17 protein-coding genes are annotated in these 19,800 nt (G+C 69.6%); 11 read left to right on the top strand and 6 right to left on the bottom strand.

The features are described 5' to 3' along the window. Positions 1 to 121 precede the first annotated feature (121 nt). The 4 genes from E3T34_RS07675 to E3T34_RS07660 are packed head-to-tail and all read left to right on the top strand — an operon-like array spanning position 122 to position 6,719. Positions 122 to 3,235: a glycosyltransferase gene (locus tag E3T34_RS07675; RefSeq protein ID WP_134342641.1), complete on the top strand. Its 3,114-nt coding sequence runs from the start codon at positions 122 to 124 to the stop codon at positions 3,233 to 3,235. Then, the gene (locus tag E3T34_RS07670) at positions 3,225 to 4,682 is read left to right on the top strand and encodes a DUF5719 family protein (protein WP_134342640.1); all 1,458 of its coding nucleotides are present in this window, start codon (positions 3,225 to 3,227) and stop codon (positions 4,680 to 4,682) included. Before E3T34_RS07675 ends, E3T34_RS07670 begins: the two co-directional genes overlap by 11 nt. 25 nt (positions 4,683 to 4,707) lie before the next feature. After that, positions 4,708 to 5,658 (top strand): MTAP family purine nucleoside phosphorylase, encoded by a 951-nt coding sequence (locus E3T34_RS07665; RefSeq protein ID WP_134342639.1) that lies wholly within the window; start codon positions 4,708 to 4,710, stop codon positions 5,656 to 5,658. Then, positions 5,655 to 6,719 (top strand): NAD(P)-dependent oxidoreductase, encoded by a 1,065-nt coding sequence (locus E3T34_RS07660; RefSeq protein ID WP_134342638.1) that lies wholly within the window; start codon positions 5,655 to 5,657, stop codon positions 6,717 to 6,719. Before E3T34_RS07665 ends, E3T34_RS07660 begins: the two co-directional genes overlap by 4 nt. A gap of 113 nt (positions 6,720 to 6,832) precedes the next feature. Here E3T34_RS07660 and E3T34_RS07655 read toward each other — a convergent pair whose 3' ends face one another. Together E3T34_RS07655 and E3T34_RS07650 are read right to left on the bottom strand one after the other, a co-directional pair. Then, on the bottom strand, positions 6,833 to 7,999 hold the full coding sequence (locus E3T34_RS07655) for a sensor histidine kinase KdpD (protein ID WP_134342637.1): 1,167 nt from the start codon (positions 7,997 to 7,999) through the stop codon (positions 6,833 to 6,835). Then, a complete protein-coding gene (locus E3T34_RS07650) occupies positions 7,996 to 8,748 on the bottom strand; it encodes a response regulator transcription factor (RefSeq protein WP_233191092.1) in 753 nt (250 codons plus the stop codon). Before E3T34_RS07650 ends, E3T34_RS07655 begins: the two co-directional genes overlap by 4 nt. Before the next feature lie 120 nt (positions 8,749 to 8,868). Between E3T34_RS07650 and E3T34_RS07645 the strand changes: the two genes are divergently transcribed. The 3 genes from E3T34_RS07645 to E3T34_RS07635 are packed head-to-tail and all read left to right on the top strand — an operon-like array spanning position 8,869 to position 10,864. Next, a complete protein-coding gene (locus E3T34_RS07645) occupies positions 8,869 to 9,537 on the top strand; it encodes a glycosyltransferase family 2 protein (RefSeq protein ID WP_104099192.1) in 669 nt (222 codons plus the stop codon). After that, the gene (locus tag E3T34_RS07640; RefSeq protein ID WP_104099191.1) at positions 9,534 to 10,175 is read left to right on the top strand and encodes a DUF2064 domain-containing protein; all 642 of its coding nucleotides are present in this window, start codon (positions 9,534 to 9,536) and stop codon (positions 10,173 to 10,175) included. Before E3T34_RS07645 ends, E3T34_RS07640 begins: the two co-directional genes overlap by 4 nt. Next, on the top strand, positions 10,172 to 10,864 hold the full coding sequence (locus E3T34_RS07635) for a bifunctional 2-polyprenyl-6-hydroxyphenol methylase/3-demethylubiquinol 3-O-methyltransferase UbiG (RefSeq protein ID WP_104099190.1): 693 nt from the start codon (positions 10,172 to 10,174) through the stop codon (positions 10,862 to 10,864). The genes E3T34_RS07640 and E3T34_RS07635 overlap by 4 nt, the downstream gene beginning before the upstream one ends. Here the strand turns inward: E3T34_RS07635 and E3T34_RS07630 are convergent. Beyond that, positions 10,813 to 11,313 carry a hypothetical protein gene (locus tag E3T34_RS07630; protein ID WP_104099189.1) on the bottom strand — a complete coding sequence of 167 codons (501 nt, stop codon included), beginning with the start codon at positions 11,311 to 11,313 and terminating at the stop codon, positions 10,813 to 10,815. The two genes, E3T34_RS07635 and E3T34_RS07630, sit on opposite strands and share 52 nt — an antisense overlap. Before the next feature lie 11 nt (positions 11,314 to 11,324). Next, positions 11,325 to 12,614 carry a molybdopterin-dependent oxidoreductase gene (locus E3T34_RS07625; RefSeq protein ID WP_104099188.1) on the bottom strand — a complete coding sequence of 430 codons (1,290 nt, stop codon included), beginning with the start codon at positions 12,612 to 12,614 and terminating at the stop codon, positions 11,325 to 11,327. Between the two features lie 111 nt (positions 12,615 to 12,725). Here E3T34_RS07625 and E3T34_RS07620 point away from each other — a divergent pair, with 111 nt between their 5' ends. After that, positions 12,726 to 14,195: a glycosyltransferase family 87 protein gene (locus E3T34_RS07620; protein ID WP_166785861.1), complete on the top strand. Its 1,470-nt coding sequence runs from the start codon at positions 12,726 to 12,728 to the stop codon at positions 14,193 to 14,195. Positions 14,196 to 14,870: 675 nt separating this feature from the next. Here the strand turns inward: E3T34_RS07620 and E3T34_RS07615 are convergent. Both E3T34_RS07615 and E3T34_RS07610 read right to left on the bottom strand, forming a co-directional pair. Then, on the bottom strand, positions 14,871 to 15,560 hold the full coding sequence (locus E3T34_RS07615) for a hypothetical protein (protein ID WP_104099185.1): 690 nt from the start codon (positions 15,558 to 15,560) through the stop codon (positions 14,871 to 14,873). Between the two features lie 199 nt (positions 15,561 to 15,759). Next, entirely contained in the window at positions 15,760 to 16,212 is a 453-nt protein-coding gene (locus tag E3T34_RS07610) for a metallopeptidase family protein (RefSeq protein ID WP_104099184.1), read from the bottom strand. Positions 16,213 to 16,255: 43 nt separating this feature from the next. Between E3T34_RS07610 and E3T34_RS07605 the strand changes: the two genes are divergently transcribed. The 3 genes from E3T34_RS07605 to E3T34_RS07595 all read left to right on the top strand — a co-directional run bounded on the left by E3T34_RS07605 (position 16,256) and on the right by E3T34_RS07595 (position 19,671). Next, entirely contained in the window at positions 16,256 to 16,534 is a 279-nt protein-coding gene (locus tag E3T34_RS07605) for a DUF3499 family protein (RefSeq protein WP_104099183.1), read from the top strand. Further along, positions 16,531 to 18,036, top strand: coding sequence for a phosphomannomutase/phosphoglucomutase (gene manB / locus E3T34_RS07600; RefSeq protein ID WP_134342635.1), 1,506 nt, complete (start codon positions 16,531 to 16,533; stop codon positions 18,034 to 18,036). The genes E3T34_RS07605 and manB overlap by 4 nt, the downstream gene beginning before the upstream one ends. Before the next feature lie 141 nt (positions 18,037 to 18,177). Continuing rightward, complete coding sequence (locus E3T34_RS07595; RefSeq protein ID WP_134342634.1) at positions 18,178 to 19,671, top strand: amino acid permease; 1,494 nt, start codon at positions 18,178 to 18,180, stop codon at positions 19,669 to 19,671. The last annotated feature ends 129 nt before the right edge of the window (positions 19,672 to 19,800 follow it).

Below are 19,800 nucleotides of genomic sequence, written 5' to 3'. Positions count from 1 at the left end.
CCCACGGCATGCGAATCCGGACCCGACGCCGGCTGCGGCACCGGAGGCGAAGCAGTGTTTTTCAGGCTCGCCCCTCCCATTGCTCCTCATCGGGCCCGAACCAATCTAGGCTGTTCTCCATATGCATGCCAGAGTCACCGCCATCCTCGTTGCCCGTAACGGCGCCAAGCACCTCGACCGCACTCTCGAGGCGCTGAGTCGCCAGACACGTCAACCCGACGTCGTGATCACGGTCGACTGCGGATCGACCGACACTACGGCCGCGCTTCTGGCTGCCTACGCACCGACTCACTTCATCTCAGCGGATGCCGGACTCAGCTTCGGCGAGGCCATCGTCACGGCCGAGAGGGTCATCGCGCCCGCCGAGTCCGATAGCGAAATGCTGTGGCTCCTCGCCCAGGACAGTGCGCCGGAACCCGACGCCCTGACGGCCCTGCTCGGCGAACTGGAGATTGCGCCATCCGTTGCCGTGGCCGGTCCCAAGGTCATGGACTGGGACGCCAGCGATTATATCCACGAATTCGGGCAGTCCCTGACGCCCGGCGGTGCGACCGTCACCCTGGTGGAGAGCGAACTCGACCAGGGCCAGCACGATGGAATGGGCGACGTGCTCGCTGTGAGCGCCGGCGGCATGCTGGTGCGCCACCTCGTCTGGCAGCAGCTCGGCGGCTTCGACCCGGCCCTGCCGTCCGCGGACGACTCCCTCGATTTCTGTGTGCGCGTGCGGATGGCCGGTTACCGCGTCTCCGGCGTCGCCGCGGCTCAGGTGGCCTCAGCCGGAGACGGCGTTGCCGGCACCAGCGGCTCCTCCCGCGGCCGCGCGCGCCGCAAGCGCCTCCGTGCCATGCGCGCCGCGCAGCTGCATCGCCGGCTTGTCTACTCCCCGCGCTGGATGATCCCTCTGCACTGGCTGGCCCTGGTTCCCCTCGCGGTGCTGCGCTCGTTCGGGCAGTTGCTGCAGAAGGAACCCGGGGCGATTCTGGGTGAGTACTCCGCCGCGTTCGCCGCGGCTTTCAGCGGTCTGCGGGTGAGTGCTGCCCGGCGCCGCTTCGGTGCCACCCGCACCCTGGGCTGGGCGTCGATCGCCTCGCTGCGCGTGCCCACCGTCGAGGTGCGCCGCCGCCAGGCGCTCCGCCGTGAGGCCAGCCTCACCAGCGTGAACGGCGAGGTGCCCGAAATCCGCTTCGCCTCCGGTGGCGGCGCGTGGACCGTGTTGGCCGCCCTGGTGGCCGGCCTCATCGTCCTGGGCCCTCTGATCGGCGCCCGCACCCTCACCGGCGGCGGGCTGCTGCCACTGTCGGACACCCCCGCCGAACTCTGGGGGAGCATCGGCTACGGCTGGCGCGACATCGGCCTGGGCTTTGTCGGCGGCGCCGACCCATTCGCCACGGTGCTGGCGGTGCTGGGCTCGCTCACCTTCTGGGCGCCGTCCTTCTCGCTCGTCCTGCTCCACTTCCTTGCCCTGCCGCTGGCCGCCCTCGGCGCCTGGCTTGCCGCGACCCGCCTCTCCGAGCGCGCGTCCATTCGCGCCATCGCCGCCGTGCTCTGGATGCTGTCGCCCACCTTCCTCAGCGCCCTCGCTGCCGGGCGTCCGGCTGCGATCCTCGTGCACCTGCTGCTGCCGTGGCTGTTCTTCGCCGGGTTCATGGCCGCCCGCTCGTGGTCGGCGTCCGGCTCCGCGGCCCTGCTGTTCGCCGCCATCGTGGCTGCGGCGCCGTCGCTCGCGCCCGCGCTCCTGGTGGTCTGGCTGATCGCCATGCTGCTCAGTGGGCGCAGTGGTATGCGGTTCATCGGCATCCCTCTGGCGGCGCTCGCCCTCGCGGCACCTCTGATCTGGAATCAGGGACTGCGCGGCAACTGGCTGGCCCTGCTGGCGGACCCGGGCCTGCCTCTGCCCGCCCCCGACGTCTCGGTGTGGCAGCTGTTGCTCGGCTTCCCGTCCGGTGAGCTCGGCGGGTGGACCCCGCTGCTCGAGACGCTCGGGCTGCCCGGTGTCGACGCGTCCGTGCTCGTGCCGGTGCTCCTGATCCCGCTGGCCGTACTCGGCGCCCTTGCCCTCTTCCTGCCTGGGGCCCGCGGCGCGAGCTTCGCGCTGCTGACCGCCCTGCTCGGTGCGGGCACGGCCATCGCCGCCAGCCAGCTCTCCCTTTCCTCGGTCGGCGGCCAGCCGGTCGGCATCTGGGCCGGCGCCGGGCTCAGCCTGTACTGGCTCGGACTGGTCGGCGCGGTCGTCTTCGCCCTGCGCGGCCTGCGCCGCTTCGCCATCGCCCCGGCGGTCACCGTGGTCGCCCTGCTCGTGATCGTGGTGGCGCCGCTGGTCGCAGCCCTGCCCCTCGGCACCAGTGTCGTGGCCGAGGGCATCGACCGCACCCAGCCCGCGTTCGTCAGCGCCGAGGCGCAGACGGATGCCCGGGTCGGCACCCTGCAGATCGTGCCGCAACCCGACGGGGGCATCCTCGCGACCATCGTGCGCGGTCCCGGCGCCACCCTGAACACCCAGTCCACCCTCAGCAGCACCGACGTGACCCTCAGCCCGCGGGAGGAGGAGCTGGCCACTTTGGCCGGAAACCTCGCCTCGCGCAGCGGGCTCGACGCCGCGGCCGGCCTGGCCGACTTCGGCATCCGTTTCGTGCTGCTTCGACCGGCCGCCGTCGCACCGGCCGGTCCCGGAAACACGGCGCCGGTCACCCCCGCGGCAGAAGAGACCGCCGGCCGCACCACGACCGCCCTCGACGGCAACGCCGCCCTGGCGCCGGTGGGAGACACGGTCTTCGGCCGGCTCTGGCAGTACGAGGTGACGGATGCCCCGGTTCCCACCGCGGCCAACGGCGCCATCCCGGCCAACGCCGGCGGCACTCTCGGTCTGGTGTTCCTCGTCATCGCCGTGCTTGTGGTCGGGGCCACCGTGCTCCTGTCGATCCCTACCGGTGCGGGGCCGGAGGCGGTGCGTCAGGCCAGCCGGGACGCCATCCGCAACACGGCGAAGGCCCGCACCAGGGAGAACAAGCGTATCGCCAAGGCGGCGGCCCGTAGGAAGCCCGCGCCCGGCTTCCGGCCCTCCACCGAGCGCGCCGTCACGCCCGCGGCGGCGGGCACCCTCGACACAGCCGCACCGGTCACGTCGACTGAAGCCGTCCCTGGAACGTCACCGGACGTCGGTTCCGGTACCGGACCCGACTCCGGACCTGACACGGAAATCGGCGCCCGTTCAGAGGAGCACGACCATGCCCAGTAAACGCGGAATCGCCCTGCTCGGGGCGCGGGCGGTGGCCGGATTGGTCGGTCTCGGAGTCGTCGTCGCATCCGTCGGCGCGGCAACCCTCGTCACCTGGCCCACGGTTGAGAAGGGGCCGTCGTCCATCATCGTGTCGCCGACTCCGAGCGAGCAGCAACGAGTCTGCCCGGGGCCGCTCCTCGTGCTGGCCGAGGATTCCAGCCAGGCACAGGCAGCCAGTTCCGTCGGAAGCGCTGCAGCCGTTTTCGGCGCCCATGCGGCGTCGGGCGAGCCGGGATGGATCGAACCGGAGGTTACAGCCATCGCGGCCCCGGACAACGCGAACCCCGAATCGTTCGGCGCACCGCAGTTGCTGCGCGTTCCGACCCCGCCCGGGTCGGGGGCGGCACCGCTGGTCACGGGCAGCCAGTCCCAGATCGCGGGCGGCGAATCGCTCGGTGGCCTGGCCGTCGCGGGCTGCGGGGAGGCGGCCGGTGATAGCTGGCTCGTCGGCGGTTCCACCGACATCGGCCGCACCAGCCTCGTGCTGCTCAGCAACCCCACCACGGTCGTGGCCACCGTCGACCTGGCCGTGTTCGGCGAGACCGGTCAGGTGGATGCCCCCGGCTCCACCGGAATCCTCGTGCAGCCGGGCACCCAGCGGGTCGTTTCCCTCGCCGGACTGGCCCCCAACCTCCGCTCACCCGTGCTGCACGTGCAATCCAAGGGCGGCCAGGTGGCGGCCACGCTGCAGCAGAGCATCGTGCGCGGGCTGGAACCCGGCGGCGTCGACCTCCTCGGTCCCTCAAACGGCCCCGCCGAAGCCCTGGCGATCGCCGGCGTGATCGTCTCCAACGCGGCCGGATCGGATGCCCCCGACGAGGTCGGCGGCCTTAGTGACGACGTCACCTCGGTGCGGGTGCTTGTTCCCGGAACGGTGGCGGCGACGGTCCAGGTCGGTGTGACCGGTGCGACCGGCCAGGCGGCCGGGGCCTCGGTCCAGGTCGACATCCAGCCGGGGGTTGCCACCGAGGTGCCCCTGACCGGGCTCGTTCCCGGTACCTACTCGCTGGAACTGACCGCCAGCGAGCCGATCGTGGCCGCGGCGCAGAGTTCCGCGGCGGGTTCCGCAGGCCGCGACTTCGCCTGGTTCGCGTCGTCCGACGCCCTCGCCGACGAGTTCCTGGTGGCCGCCGCCGACGGCCCGTCCCCGCAACTCAACCTGGTCAACATGGGCACCGTCGACGCCACCTACACGGCCACCCCCGACAATGGCACATCCAGCACAGTGGCGGTGCCGGCCGGCGGCTCGGCCACGATGCCGTTGGAGCAGTCGCAGCGCTACCTCGTGTCCGGCGGCACCTCGACCGTGGCTTCGGTGGCCTACGCGGGCGACGGGCTGCTCGCGGCATTCCCGCTGAGCCAGGCCGGGCCGCTGGCGGCCCCGATCCGGGTCTACCCCCGCTAACCGTCTTCCAACCTCTGGAGATCCCGTGATCGAGACCACCAGCACCACCACTAGCACCACCAGCACCGCCGACGTGGGCGTCGCCGTCATCGGCGGGTCCGGACTGTACCGGCTCTTCGACGCCGGCACCGAGACATCCGTCGACATCATCACGCCCTATGGCCCTCCCTCGGCGTCGATCTCCATCGGATTGCGGGCCGGCCGGCGGGTCGCCTTCCTGGCCCGGCACGGCGGCGACCATTCGGTGGCGCCGCACCTGATCAACTATCGGGCCAACATCTGGGCGCTCGCGTCGCTGGGCGTGAAGGCCATCATCTCCTCGTCGGCCGTCGGCGGCGTCAGCCCCGCATACCCGCCGGGGATGCTGGTGGTGACCGACCAGTTCATCGACCGCACCTCGGGCCGTGCCGACACCTTCTACGACCAGGGCACGGTCGCGCACTTGGCCGCGGCCGACCCGTTCGATCCGGAGTTGCGCCGCCTCGCGATCGGCGCGCTCGCGACGCTGGAGGAGAACTTCGCACCCACCGGCACCTGCGTCGTGATTCAGGGCCCGCGGTTCTCCACCCGGGCGGAATCGCTCTGGTTCCGCGCCGCGGGCGCGCACACCGTCAACATGACGCAGTACCCGGAGGTCGTCCTGGCCGCCGAACTCAACATGGGCACGGTCAATCTCTCCTTCGTCACCGACGCCGACGCAGGCCTGGCCCCGGTGCCCACCGTTCAAACCGACACCGCTCAGACCGACACACCTCAGGCCGAGGTCGAGGCCGACCCGGATACAGTTTCCGCCAGCCTGGTCTTCACGCGTCTCCGGGCCGCCCAGCCGCGGATCCTGGCCGCGATCGACGGCATCCTGCGTGCCCTGCCCGAGAATTTCTCCCCTCGCGAGCTGATCGCCCCCGAGCAGGTCGGCGTCGTGCTCGATCGTCGTCCTGCACCTGCCCCTGCCGCGCCGGCCGGAGCCGACGCGTGACCCGGCGCCTGCTCGTCACGGGTGGGGCCGGTTTCATCGGCGGCGCGATCGTCCGGGACGCGCTCGCCCGCGGCTGGCAGGTACGGGTGCTCGATTCCCTCCGCAGTGACGTGCACGGTGGACTCCCGGTGCTGCCGAACGGTGTTGACGTGATCGTCGGCGACGTGACCGACGCATCCGTCGTCGCGCTCGCTCTCCGCGACACGGATGCCGTCTGTCACCAGGCCGCGAAGGTCGGCCTCGGCGTGGACTTCGCCGACGCCCCCGACTATGTGCACAGCAACGAGGTCGGCACGGCCGTTCTGCTCGCGGTGATGACCGAGGCCGGGATCAACCGGTTCGTGCTGGCCTCCTCGATGGTGGTCTACGGGGAGGGAAGCTACCGCGGCCCGGAGGGTTTCACGCGTCCGGGACCGCGCCGCGAGGCCGATCTGCTGCAAGGCGTGTTCGACCCCGTCGATGAGGCCACCGGTGAGGCCCTCGAGCCACTGCTCATCTCCGAGGACGACCCGCTCGACCCGCGCAACGTCTACGCGAGCACCAAGCTGGGACAGGAATACCTCGCGTCGGCGTGGGCGCGCGCCACCGGAGGCCGGGCCGCGGCGCTCCGTTACCACAACGTCTACGGGCCGGGGATGCCGCAGAACACGCCCTACGCGGGTGTCGCGTCGTTGTTCCGCTCGGCGCTGGAACGCGGCGAGGCCCCACGGGTCTACGAAGACGGCGGCCAGCGTCGCGACTTCGTGCACGTCGCCGACGTCGCCTCGGCCAACCTCGCCGCGCTCGACTGGACCGCCGGCATCGAGCCGTCCACTTTCCGCCCCTTCAACGTGGGCAGCGGCGTCGTGCACACCATCGGCGAGATGGCCGCGGCCCTCAGCGTGGCCACCGACGGACCGACCCCCGTCGTCACCGGGCAATTCCGGCTCGGCGATGTGCGCCACATCACTGCCTCCTCGGGGCGACTCCGCCGCGAACTGGACTGGGCACCCAGCATTTCATTCGAGGAGGGCATGCGCGCTTTCGCGAACGCGCCCCTGCGCGCCGCAGTCACCCGGTAGCCCCGGTATGAACCAATTCGACGGAGATTTTGCCGAAAAGAGTCGGTTTGAGGCCGAAAACAGGGTTTATGGGCAAAATCTCCGTCGAATTCGTTCGGGGCGTCCGGCGCGGATCAGCGCGTAGCGATCGGATGCCGCGGCAACAGCACCTCGAACCGGCACCCGCCGGGCACGTTCCGCACCCGCACTTCGCCGTGGTGCGCCCGCACGATCCCCTGCACGATGGCCAGGCCGAGGCCAGCGCCGCCGGTGCCCAACGGTTCGGCCACCGGGGTGCGCGGACCGCTCGCCCGCCAGCCGGCTTCGAAGACCCGGCTGAGGTCCTGCTCGGGGATGCCGCCAGCGGCATCCGTTACCGAGATCACGGCGTGGTCGGTGGCACCGGCACCCGATCCGGTGCTGGCCGTGACCGAGACCACGATCGAGCTGCCGGCCGGCGAATGCTGGATGGCGTTCATGACGAGGTTGCCGACCACCCGGGACAGTTCGCGCGGGTCCGCGAGGATGGTCAGCCCCTTCTCTCCGGCGAATCGCAGGTCGAGCGACTTGGACTGGGCGATCGGCCAGAGTCCGGCGACGGTGTCGCTGATCAGGTCGTAGAGCGAGACCGGCTGCAGCCTCAGGCGCAGGGTGCCGGAGTGGATTTTCGACAGCTCGAACAGGTCGTCGACCATGCCCGTGAGCCGGTCCACCTGCCCGCGCATCTGCGTGTAGTACCGTTCCGGGTCCTCGACCATGCCATCCTCGAGGGCTTCGGCCATGGCACGGATGCCCGCGAGCGGCGTGCGCAGGTCATGAGAGATCCAGGCGATCAGCTCGTGCCGTGACTCCTCGATCTGATTCTCGCGGACACGGGATTCGGCGAGGTGTTCCCCGGTCGCGGCCAGCTCCCCGGCCAGCGCCGTGAACTCGTTGTTGCTGTGCCGGTCGGTCGCCGCGACCCGTTCGCCGCGCTCGATGCTGGCCGCGGCCGAGCGCAGGGAGCGGCTGTCCCGGGCGAGCTGACGGCTGAGCACCGCGGCCATGGCCAGCGACACCAGTCCGGCGACACTGGCCACGGAGTAGAAGACCGTGAGGTCGTGCCGGGAGACGTATGTCTGCGAGGCGACCGCCGCCATCCCGCCGACGACCGACACCACCGTGGCAAGGGCGATCACCATCAGCTGCAGTACGAGGGAGGTGCGGGAAAGCAGGCGCAGGGTGAGCAGGCCGGCGCCGCCGACGACCACCGCGCAGGCCAGCGTGAACAGCGAGACCGTGAGGAGCACATCCGGTGTCATGACTGCCGCCCCGTGGGAGCCAGCGGAACCGGGTCGAACCGGTAGCCGACCCCCCAGACCGTGTTCAGCAGCCGGGGCTGCGCCGGGTCAGCCTCGATCTTCTCCCGCAGCCGGCGCACGTGCACCGTCACCGTGGACAGGTCGCCGAACTCCCAGCCCCAGACGGAACGAAGCAAGTCCTCTCGGCTGAGCACGGTGTGCGGACGCCTGATCAGGTGGGCCAGCAGGTCGAATTCCCGCGCGGTGAGCACCAGCGGCTCGCCGCGCAGCCGCACCTCGTGCGCCTGCGCGTCCAGGGCGAAGTCGCCGGCCGAGACCAGACCGGCCGGCACGGCGGGCGCGGTGCTCCGGCGCAGCACCGACTGCACCCGCAGCACGAGTTCGCGCGGGGAGAACGGTTTGGTCAGGTAGTCGTCGGCGCCGGCCTCGAGGCCGTCGATGCGGTCCTCCTCCTGGTTGAGGGCGGTCAACATGATCACCGGGATCTCCCAGTCCCCGCGGATGCGCCGGCACACCTCGATTCCGTCCAGGAGTGGCAGCATCCGGTCGAGCACGACCAGGTCTGGCCGCAGCTGTTCGGCTTTCGCGAGCCCGTCCAAGCCGTCTGCCGCCTCGTCGACCACGAACCCGGACGCCCGCAGATACCGGCAGACGATCTCGGACACCGTCGGGTCGTCGTCGACGACGAGGATGCGGCGCTCGAGAGGCGGTAGCGGGCGCAAATCGCCCGGGGGCAGGGAAGGAGGCACGAAATCAGGATAGAGCGGCAGGCACCGGGTGTGCCGGGCCGGAGCAGGCGACACCGTTTCTTCCTCACTCCGTAATCTCTTTGGCCGTTTCGGCGGAGCCGGCCCCCATAGTGTCGTCCCATGACTGTGTTCCAGGTGGACCTCGTGCTGCCATGCCTGAACGAGGCCGACGCTCTGCCCTGGGTGCTGTCGCGACTCCCGGAGGGGTATCGGGCCATCGTCGTCGACAACGGCTCGACCGACGGATCGGCTGAGATCGCCGCCATGGCCGGCGCCCAGGTCGTGCACGAGGCGCGCCGCGGCTTCGGCGCCGCCGCTCACGCGGGCCTCCTGGCGGCCACCGCGCCGATTGTCGCCTTCTGCGACGCCGACGCGTCGATGGACCCGGCCGAACTGCCGCTCCTGGTTGATCCCGTGCGGGCCGGATCCGCCGACCTGGTGCTCGGCCGCCGCCGGCCCGCGACCGCCAAATCCTGGCCGCTGCACGCGCGCCTCGCCAATTCCAGTCTGTCCTGGCGTCTGCGCCGAATAACAGGGGTGAACATCCATGACCTCGGCCCCATGCGCGCCGCGCTCCGCGAATCCGTGCTGGACCTCAATCTCCAGGACCGCCGCAGCGGGTATCCGCTGGAGATGTTCTTGAAGGCGGCGTCGGCGAACTGGCGCATCCTCGAGGTTGACACGACGTATTCGCCCAGGGTCGGCCGCAGCAAGGTGACCGGAACCGTGCGCGGCACCCTGACCGCGGTCAATGACATGTCCGCCCTCCTCCGGGAGACGCGCCGATGACGACCATCGTCGTGATCGCCAAGGAATGCCTTCCCGGTCGGGTGAAGACCCGGCTGCACCCGCCGCTGAGCCTCGAACAGGCCGCCGATCTGGCGGCGGCCAGCCTCGACGACACTCTCGCCGCGGTCGCCGCCCTGCCCGCGACCCGCCGCATCCTGGCCTTCGACGGTGTGATTGCGCCGAACGCAGCCGCCGGCTACGAGATCCTGCCACAGGTGGAGGGCACCCTCGACCTGCGGCTCGCGGCCGTGTTCGACGCCTGCGAGGGTCCCATGCTGCTGGTCGGCATGGACACCCCGCAGGTCACCCCCGCCCTGCTCGAACCCGTCTTCACCGACTGGACCGATGACGTGGATGCCTGGTTCGGCTTCGCGAACGACGGCGGCTTCTGGGCGCTCGCCCTGAACGACCCGACCGGCGACCTGATCCGCGGCGTGCCGATGTCCCGGGACGATACTGGCGCTGTGCAGCTGAAACGGCTGACGGATGCTGGGTTGCGCGTGAACCTGCTGCCTACCCTCACCGATGTGGACACCATCGAAGACGCCCACCGGGTGGCGGGGATCGCGCCCACCGGCAGATTCGCCACGGCTCTGGCCGCCATGATGCCGCCGAGCCCGACGGACAATTTCCGATGACGCTGCTGGCCGCACAACTCGAGGGGGAGTGGGCCGAACCGACCACCTTCGGTGCCGGCGGCGCGGAGCCCTATGCCGCCGCGCTGCGGAACGCCGACAACGTGCTCTACCTGCGCCGGATATCCTCCGGCGAGCACGCCACCATCGACGCCGGTCGGTGGAGCGCCGACGCCGACGACACCGACCTCTGCCTGCTCGACGGGATCACCGGCCCGGTGCTCGACATCGGCTGCGGCCCCGGCCGCATGGTGCGGGCCGCCATGGGGCTGGGGCTGACCGCGCTCGGCCTCGACGTGTCGGCGACCGCCGTGCGCATGGCCGCAGACGCCGGCCTCGACGTGTTGCAGGGCAGCGTCTTCGACCCTCTGCCGCTGGAGGGTGGCTGGGCGGCCGCGCTGCTCGTCGACGGCAACATCGGAATCGGCGGCGACGCATCCGTTCTGCTCACGCGCTGCGCCGACCTGCTGGCGCCGGACGGCGTTCTCCTGGTCGAACTCAGCCACGACCCGGCCCGGGACGACAGCTACCTCGGCACCATCGAGGATTCAACCGGGAGCCGCAGCGCCGTGTTCCCCTGGGCGGAAATCGGCATTAACGGCCTCCGCGACCGTGCCGGAGCGACCGGTCTGGTCGTGGCTCAGGACTGGCGGCTGGACGGCCGCTGGTTCGCGCGCCTGCTGCGAGCGTAGAGCACGACCGACCAGACCGTCGCGACCAGGGCGACGGCCACCCAGAACAGAGCGAGGTTCCGACCGTAGTCGAGCGGAAGGATGCTCGGATTGTTCGAGGTGAGCGACCGGGCGACGATCGCGGGCACCACGATCAGCGTCATGATCGAGCCGACCACGATGGCGGCCTGCACGACCAGCACGATCGTGCCCGTGACGCGGCGCCCCGCGCGGCGCAGCAGAAGGCCGCAGAAGAAGACCAGGGGGGCCAGCACGGCGTCGTGCAGCACGATCGCCGCGCCGATCCAGAGCGCCACCCCGGGCAGTCGGGTGATCCGCACTGTGTCGAAAAGAACGTAGAGGCCGAAGAGGAGCCCGGACGTGCCGAGCAGGATCAGCGTGGTGCGGGCTGCGCGCATCCGTCGGTCGCCGGCGTGGGGGAGCGCGGTGGTCGCGCGTGCTGTTGTCATACCTGCGGTGTTCATGCGGTGATCGCCTCGATCCGGCTCAGCCATTTGGTTTGCAGCACTCCGGGCCGTCCCGGGGCGATCATGCGTGCCGGGTAACCGTGCTGCAGGTCGAGCGTCTCGCCGTTCAGCTCGAGCGCCACCAGGGTCAGCGGGTCCCGCACGTATTCCGGTCCCATCTCGGTCTTCTTGAAGCTGCCGCGCTCTTCGAGACTGATCAGGCGAAAGGATGCGCCGGTGTCGGCGCCGACCAGGTCGGCCAGTTCCGACAGGCGAACCCCGCGCCAGAGCGCCAGTTGGCTCCAGCCCTCGACGCAGGCGATCGGCAGTTCCACCTCGGTCTGCGGCAGGGCCTCGAGCTCGGCGCGGCTGAAGCTGCGCTCCACGCCACCGGCAGCGAGGGTGAGCACCCAGCCGGCGGCGACGGCCGACGCGGTGACCTTTGCCTCCTCGGCCGTGCGGTTCACCGGGAGGCCCTGCGGGCCGACGCCCTTCTTGCGCGGACCGAACACGTTCACCGCGTCCAGAGGCGCAAAGGTCTGGCCGGCGGTCAGCCCCACCACGGCGGCGCAGGCGATTCCGACGGTGGTGAGGAAGCCCCGGCGACTCACGGTCGTCGTCTCGCTCACGGTCTTCGTCTCGCTCACGAACGAGGGCGTGGCGTCGATCCAGGCGATCAACCGGCCCGTCACACCGGACGGACGTCCGCTGCCCCAGAGCCGCACCGCCTCGACGTCGGCCGGTGACTCAACGTCGCTCGCGGCATCCGTTGCCTCGTGCTCGGCAGCGGCGCGCCCGTTCCAGAACCGTGTGATGATCGGCAGCTTGATGCCGATGTGCAGTACCAGCAGTCCCACCAACACCCAGCCGAGGGCGTAGTGCACCTCGCGGAAGGGAAAGGGCCACGGGTACCACTGGTAGGTGTTGATCAGGCCGATGGTGATCTGCACCAGGGATGCGCCCACGAAGAGGGCGATCGACGCGCGTTCGAGCAGGTGTAGGAACGATTTCACCGGCGGCCACTGGAACAGGTCGGGGAAGACGATGTAGAGCTTGGCCAGCAGCAGCGGGAAGCATGCGATGCCGGCCACGATGTGCGTGCCCTGGGTGATCTGGTAGAGCGACGCGGGCCGGGTCGGGAACCGCATCCACGGCAGCGGCTCCTGCAGGAAATGGCTGTACAGGCCGGTGCCGAAGCAGACGATGAACGCGGCGCCGAGCAGCCGGCCGGTCACGACCGCCAGCCGGGGATTGCGCACCGGGGAGGCCAGCGCGCGCTGGGCCTCGTACATCATTCGTCTCATGGTTCCATTGCATCATCCGGGGTGCCCGGAGAGGCGGCGCAATCCTTACGGTCCGGTGACGCGCACCGGGACGGTTGGGCCCGAATGCCCGGGTTCCGTCAGGATGGCAGGGTGCGTATCGCCGTTGTCTCCCTCCTCCTTGCCGCCAGTGCGGCCCTGACGGCCTTCAGCGTGCTCGCGTATGACCTGTTCAAGCCGGGACGCGACACGGTGCCTCTGGTCATCTGCACCAGCGGGCTGTGGCTGCTTTTCGCGCTCGCCGTGGTCCTGCTGCGCGGGGTGCGGGGCCGGGCCGTGGTCGTGCTGATCCTGGCGGGTTCGGTCGGGATCGGGGCCGCGGCCATGGTCGGTCCGCCGAACACGAGCACGGACTCCGCGCGCTACGCCTGGGACGGCATCGTCGCCACCGCGGGCATTTCGCCGTATGCCTACACGCCGGCCGACGATCGGCTCGACGCCCTGCGCCCCGACTGGTTGTTTCCGGCTCCGGAGCTGACCGCGGCCGGCGATCTCGTGTGCGTCGGCGAACGCATCCAGACGGCGCTGAAAAGCGAGTCCGACGAGATTCTCTGTTCGGCACTGAACCGCACCGGAGTGCCCACGATCTATCCGCCGGCCGCCGAGATCTTCTTCGCCGGCGTCCGGGCGGTCACCGGGCCGAATGCGGAGTACTGGCCCCTGCAACTGACGGGCCTCCTGCTCAGCGTCGGCACCACGGTGATGCTGCTGGTCGGGATGCGCCGCCGCGGCATCGACCAGCGGTTCGCCGCGCTTTGGGCCTGGTGTCCGCTCGTGGCCACGGAAGCGGTCACGAATTCCCACATCGACATGCTCGGCGTCGTCTTCACGTTGAGCGCGGTGTTCCTGGTCACCGGCCGGCGCTATTGGAGCGGTGGGATCGCGCTCGGCGCGGCGATCGCGACCAAGCTGATTCCCGTGCTCGCGGCCCCTGCCATGCTGCGGCGCCAGGGGTGGAAGGTCGCCGTGGCCGCCGTGGCCACCTTCCTGCTGCTGTACGTGCCGTATGTGCTGACCACCGGTATCGGGGTGCTCGGCTATCTGCCCGGCTACCTCTCCGAGGAAGGGTATGAGGACGGCACCCGCTTCGCCCTGCTCTCGCTGGTCGCCCCGGGCGGCTCGGCCGTCATCGTTGCCGGTGTGCTGCTTTTCGTCATCGCCGTGCTCGTGATCTGGAAGACGGACCCCGACCAGCCCTGGCTGGGCCAACTTGTCATGATCGGCAGTGCGCTGCTCATTCTGAGCCCGCGGTACTCCTGGTATGCCCTGCTGCTGCTGCCGTTCATCGCCCTCAGCGGCCGCTGGGAATGGCTTCTGGTGCCGATGGCCCTCACCCTCCGCTTGCTGGTCCCGTCGATTCCGCTTACCCGGGTGGCCATCGCCACGGCTATCGTCGTCATCGTCGTCGTGTCGATCCACCGCGCCCGCCCCGAGGTGGCACGACGCCTGTTCCGCCCGATCAGAACGGCGCCGGCACGTCCGAATCCGGCTCCCGCGCCTTCTTCACCTTCTACTCTTCCGCCTTCTCCTCCTTCTCCGCCGGATGCCCCGCCGGGCGGATGATCGTGGCTGGTTCGCTGAGGAGGGCGCGCCCGGTCGGTGACGTCTTCTTCAGCGTCCCGTCGGGCAGGTGCACGGAGCTCCCCCGAGTCGCGTTCCGGGCCGTGATCTCGGAATACCGGCGGGCTCCATTGACCTGCGCGGCGAATCGGGCGTCGACTCGGGCGGACTCCGCCTGCGTCGCCTGAATCGCCTCGAAGTGTCGCCCCGGGCCTCGAACTTCTCGCTATAAGTGGGCTTCATGAGGGAGACGCTACGGGTATCCACTGACATTCCATGCCCCAGATCGGCACCAGTCATCGCTCTGTGGAAAACCCGATGACGCCCATATTGTGAAGGAGAAGAGGGGCCACGGCGCAATCCGTTGAACTGACCGCCGCTGGCATCGGTCACACGGCCCTCACCTCCCATCCGCCGTGTGACGTAAACGCGGAGATTTTCGCGAAATGCCGGTTGTGGCGCCTGGGTGTGCGGCGTGTTGCGAAAATCCCCAAAGTTAGCGACCGCGGCCGCCCCGGATGCCCCGGGCGGGCGGCAGAACCGGGCGGCAGAATCGGGCCGCCGGGCCGCCGGGCCGCCGGGCCGCCGGGCCGCCGGGTCAGCGTCTCGACCACCGCGAGCAACACAAGGAAGGGCCCGCTGCGCATCTGCGCAGCGGGCCCTTCCTGATAAGCGGTGTTACTTGGTGGCGACCGTGATCTTCGCGATGCCGACCAGGAGCTGGTCAGCGACAGCATCCGTCATGAACGTGTCGTTGAGCAGGCCGGCGGCCTCAGCCGAGATGTGCACGGTGGTGCCCTCGAGGATGGCGTTATCGCCGTCCATCTGGAGCGGCTTCAGGGTCCCGCCGTAGAGGTTGAAGAGGAGGACCTGGGTGGCGGCTGACTCTCCGTTGACGCTCACGTCACCGAACAGCTTGCTGGTGCCCGGGTCGATCGTGAAGTTGGTCAATTCGACCGTGGTCTCGCCGGCGGTCAGTGAGAAGCCGGAGCCCTCGTGCTCGATGGAGCCCTGGACGAAGGGCCGGTAGTCCTCTTCGGGGTCGTAGTAGTCCACGTTTCCACCGGTGATCGGGAAGTGCAGGCTGCCGTCGGTCAGGGTGGCGGTGCCCACGGTGCCGGGGGTGAGGCCGAGGCTGGTCAGCGCCGCAGCGAAGTCGGCGTCGAGGAGAACGGACGTGTCGACGCCCGACAATGCGGGGATCGAAGCGAGGGCCTTGGGGGTTGCTCCCTCGGAGGAAGGGGAGGAAGAGGAGGAGGAATTCTCGGCCGGGGCGGTCGCATCGGCTGTGGTCGAGCAGGCGGAGAGGCCGGCGATGAGGAGGCCCGCGGTGGCGAGGCTGAGCGTGGTCTTGGTGAATGAGCGCATGAGAAAATCCTTAGGGTCTGTGGTTGGGATTCAGCGGTTCTTGGTGCTGAATGAGGTTCGGTCCCCTCCGTCAAACGGTTTGGAATTAGTTCAAATTGGGGCAAACTTCGGCCACAAGCTCCGTAATTACGGGGATCCGGGCACAAAAAAGCGACCGAGCGCACCCCGGCCGCCGCCAGCAAAAGACGCGAGCGGAACCCTAGAAGTGCCGGAACCGATCCGGCGCCAGGTCCCACGGGTCCTTGCCGAGCAGCTCGGCGATCGCGCGGAACACGCAGCTCTCGATCACCATCCGCCGGTGCAGGTCGTCGTTCCGATGCAGCCGCGTCAGGCGCTGGATCGGCAAACGGTAGAAGACCACGCGACGCTCCGCGGCGTTCACGGCCCAGCGCTCCACTCCGATGGCCGGCAGCACCGAGGAAGGACCGGCCGCAACCACGAACCTCACATCACCCAGCTGCTCCGGCCAGACCGAGCGGAGGTAGTCAACGGTTGACGCCACGGTCATATCGAAGTTGTCGATGCGCGTCTGCAGAGGCGGCAAATAAGGCCCGGTCGCCGAGCTGCGGATGCCCCGGCCGTGCCGGTCCCGACCTCGCCCGCGCTGAACGGGGGCCGGCGTCGACACGGCGGAACGGCGAACTCGAGACATGCCCTCATCCTAGTTCGACCCGTTGACGGGTATCCTGTAGCCAATGTCATTCCGGCCCTGCTCCCGTGTCGCCTGCTCGGAGGAATCCGCCGCGACTCTCACTTTCGACTATGCCGACGCGATGGCCGTCCTCGGTCCGCTTGCCGTGCAGCGCGAGCCGCACACCTTCGACCTCTGCGCCCGGCACGCCCGGCTGACCGCAGCCCCGCAGGGCTGGCAGCTGGTGCGCCTCCGCACCGACGGGCCGGCGACCGAGCCGGCCGACGGGCCGGACGCACAGCCGGCCGCCGGGCCGGACGCCGAGTCGGGATCCGCGGAATGACGGACCAGACGGATGCCGCCGCCTGCCTGGGCGCCGTCGTCGGCTCGGGCGAGGTGTGCGGCACGACTGCCGCACCGTTGACCGCGCAGTTGGTGGCTGCCCTTGCCGCTGCCTTCGTCGACGAAGTCGGTGCGCAGAGCCGCGAGGTACTCCTCGGTCACGACCGGGGCGAGGCGGGCGAGCTCGTGGCCGCCTTCACCCGGGGTGCGGAAGCCCGAGGGGCCACCGTCGTCGACCTCGGCGTGTGCTCCACCGACGAAATTCGATTCGGCTCGGGAGCCCGAAACGCCCCGGCCGCCCGGATCACCGCCTCCTCGCTCACCATGCTTCGGGCGGGTGCCCAAGAGATCGGGCACGACCACGGTCTCGGCGCCATTCGTGACCGCGCCGTCGGCTATCTGGCCGCCGGGCCGGCCCCGGTGGCGACACCCGGCCGCCGCCGCGAGTTCGACCTGCTGCCCGACTACGCGGCCGGGCTGCGCGCGCTCGTCGGGCTCACCGGCATCCGCCCGCTCACCGTCGTGGTCGACGCCGGCCGCGGCGCCGCCGCCGTCACGGTGCCCTACGTTTTCGGCGACGATGTCCGCGAAGCTGCCGGAGACCCGGCCGGCGGCGCCTCCGCGGCGGCGGACCCCGCCGAAACACCGCGCGCAGCAGCCCTCACCATCGTCCCGCTCTTCTTCGATCAGGGCCCGGACCTCCCGCCGCACACCATCGACCCTGCCGACCCGGCCACCCTCACCGATCTGCGGAATGCCGTGATCCAGCACGAGGCCGACCTCGGGCTCGGCTTCGACGCCGACGGCGGCCGCTGCGTGGTGGTCGACGAGACCGGGTGCGTCGTGCCCTCGTCCGCGATCGGCGCCGTGCTCGCCCGGCGCGCCATCGCGAGCGCGCGGATTGAGGACCCTGGCCGGGATGTGGTGGTTCTGCACGACCTCAACGTCTCCCGCTTCGTGGCGGAGACGATCGAGGCGGCCGGTGCGGCCGCGGTCCCCACCTCGGTCGGCGGATCCCTGATGCGGGCCGAGTTGCGGGCCACCGGGGCAGTGTTCGGGTTCGGGTACTCCGGCGACTACTACTTCCCGCAGTTCTGGTGCGCCGACAGCGGTCTGCTCGCGGCCCTGCACGTTCTGGCGGAGCTCGGATTCCAGCCCCGCCCGTTGTCGGCGCTGGCGGCGGATGCCATGCCCTACGCCCATTCCGGCGAGATCAGCATGGCCGTCGACGACCTGCCCGGGGTCTACGCGCGCGTCGTCGACGCCTACACGGGTTCCGCCGACTTCGAGGAGATCGACGGCCTTACGGTCATCGGCCTCACGAGCGTCGACGAACCGTTCTGGTGGTTTAACGTGCGCCCATCGCGCACCGAGCCGGAGCGAGCGCCGCAGCAGCAACAGAAGCAGGTGCGGCCCGAGCTGCGACTCACCGTGGAGGCCGGGACCCCTGAGGTGATGGTGCGCATCCGCGACGAAGTCCTCGCACTCATGCCCGCCGATTAATCGCACGTTACAAGCACGTTTCCACCCGCGGGTTGATTTCGGCGCCGGTAATCGCCGGTCATACGCTGACTCACGAAGCACCAATGGATAGCAGTCGGCCCCACCGTCGGGGTGGCAGCATCCCACTGAAACTGGAGTGACATGGCCAACGAGACAGACACAGACCGCACTGCCGCAAAAAAGGGCGGGGGAGGCCAGCAGCTGTCCAAGTCCCTGAAACCGCGACACCTCTCGATGATCGCAATCGCCGGCGTGATCGGAGCCGGCCTTTTCGTCGGGTCCGGAGCTGCCATCCAGCAGGCCGGGCCGGGCATCCTCGTGGCCTACTCGGCCGCGGGACTGCTTGTTATCCTGGTCATGCGGATGCTGGGCGAAATGGCGGCGGCGCATCCAGAAACCGGTTCGTTCTCTACCTACGCCGACAAAGCCCTCGGTCGCTGGGCGGGGCTGAGCATCGGCTGGTTGTACGCCTGGTTCTGGATCATCGTCCTCGGCATCGAGGCCACGGCCGGCGCCGCCATCGTGCACCGCTGGGTGCCGGAGGTCGACCAGTGGGTCTGGGCACTCCTTCTGATGGTGCTCCTCACGGGCACCAATGTCGCCTCCGTGAAAATGTTCGGTGAATTCGAGTTCTGGTTCGCGTCGATCAAGGTGGCGGCCATCGCCGTCTTCCTGCTGCTCGGCGTCGTGGCCATCCTCGGGTTGATGCCCGGGGTCGCGGCCCCCGGCCTGAGCAACCTCACCGGCAACGGTGGGTTCTTCCCCAGCGGTAGCGGCGCCGTCCTCGGCGGCGTGCTCGTGGTCGTTTTCTCGTTCTTCGGCGCCGAAATCGCCACGATCGCTGCCGGCGAGTCCGAGAACCCGGTCGACGCGGTCAAGAAGGCTGTCAAATCCACCGTCTGGCGCATCCTCGTCTTTTACATCGGATCCATCGCCGTCGTCGTCACGCTGCTTCCGTGGAACAGCGCTTCCGTGGCCAAGAGTCCCTATGTCGCTGTGATCGAGCTCTACGGAATCCCCGGGGCCGGCACGATCATGGACATCATCGTGCTTACCAGTGTGCTCTCCTGCCTGAACTCGGGTCTCTACACCGCGAGCCGCATGCTTTTCTCCCTGTCGGAACGCGGGGACGCACCCCCGGCGTGGTCGAAAATCTCCGTCCGCGGCGTGCCGCGCGCCGCCGTCTTGTCTTCCACCGTCGTCGGGTTCATCACGGTGGGTCTGAACTACATCGCGCCCGACACGGTCTTCCTTCTCCTCGTCAACACCTCTGGCGCGATCGCGCTTCTCGTCTGGCTCGTCATCGCCGTGTCGCAGCTGATCCTGCGACGGCGCATGGGCACGGATGCCGCCAGTCGCCTGAGCCTGAAGATGTGGGCCTTCCCCTACCTGACCTGGCTGGCTATCGGCGCCATCGTTGCACTGCTCGCGGGCATGGCCATTCTCGAACGCACCCGCATGGAACTCCTGATGTCCCTCCTGCTTGCGGGCGTCGTGGTCGGCATCGGCCTGTGGAAGTACCGCGGGGACAGGGGCGCCGCCCACCCCGTTGCGGATGACTCGGTTTCCGCCGAAGTGAAGAACGACGAGGCCGAGACTCTTGCCCCGAGCGGCACTGCCGCTGTGCTGAAATAGGGTGCCGTCCCGGCTGCACGGAAGCCGTGTTTCCGCCCCGTTGGGGCGTGACACGCCCGGGCGGTTGCTGGTTTTGACGGCCTGGTGTGTCGGCCGTAATGTATTCAAACGTACCCCACAGGTGCGGAA

Origin of the sequence: Cryobacterium sp. TMT1-62 (assembly GCF_004403145.1) — a bacterium.
GTDB classification, from domain to species: domain Bacteria; phylum Actinomycetota; class Actinomycetes; order Actinomycetales; family Microbacteriaceae; genus Cryobacterium; species Cryobacterium sandaracinum.
The sequence above is the reverse complement of the archived record's forward strand: the minus strand, read 5'-3'. Positions and strand labels throughout refer to the sequence as shown.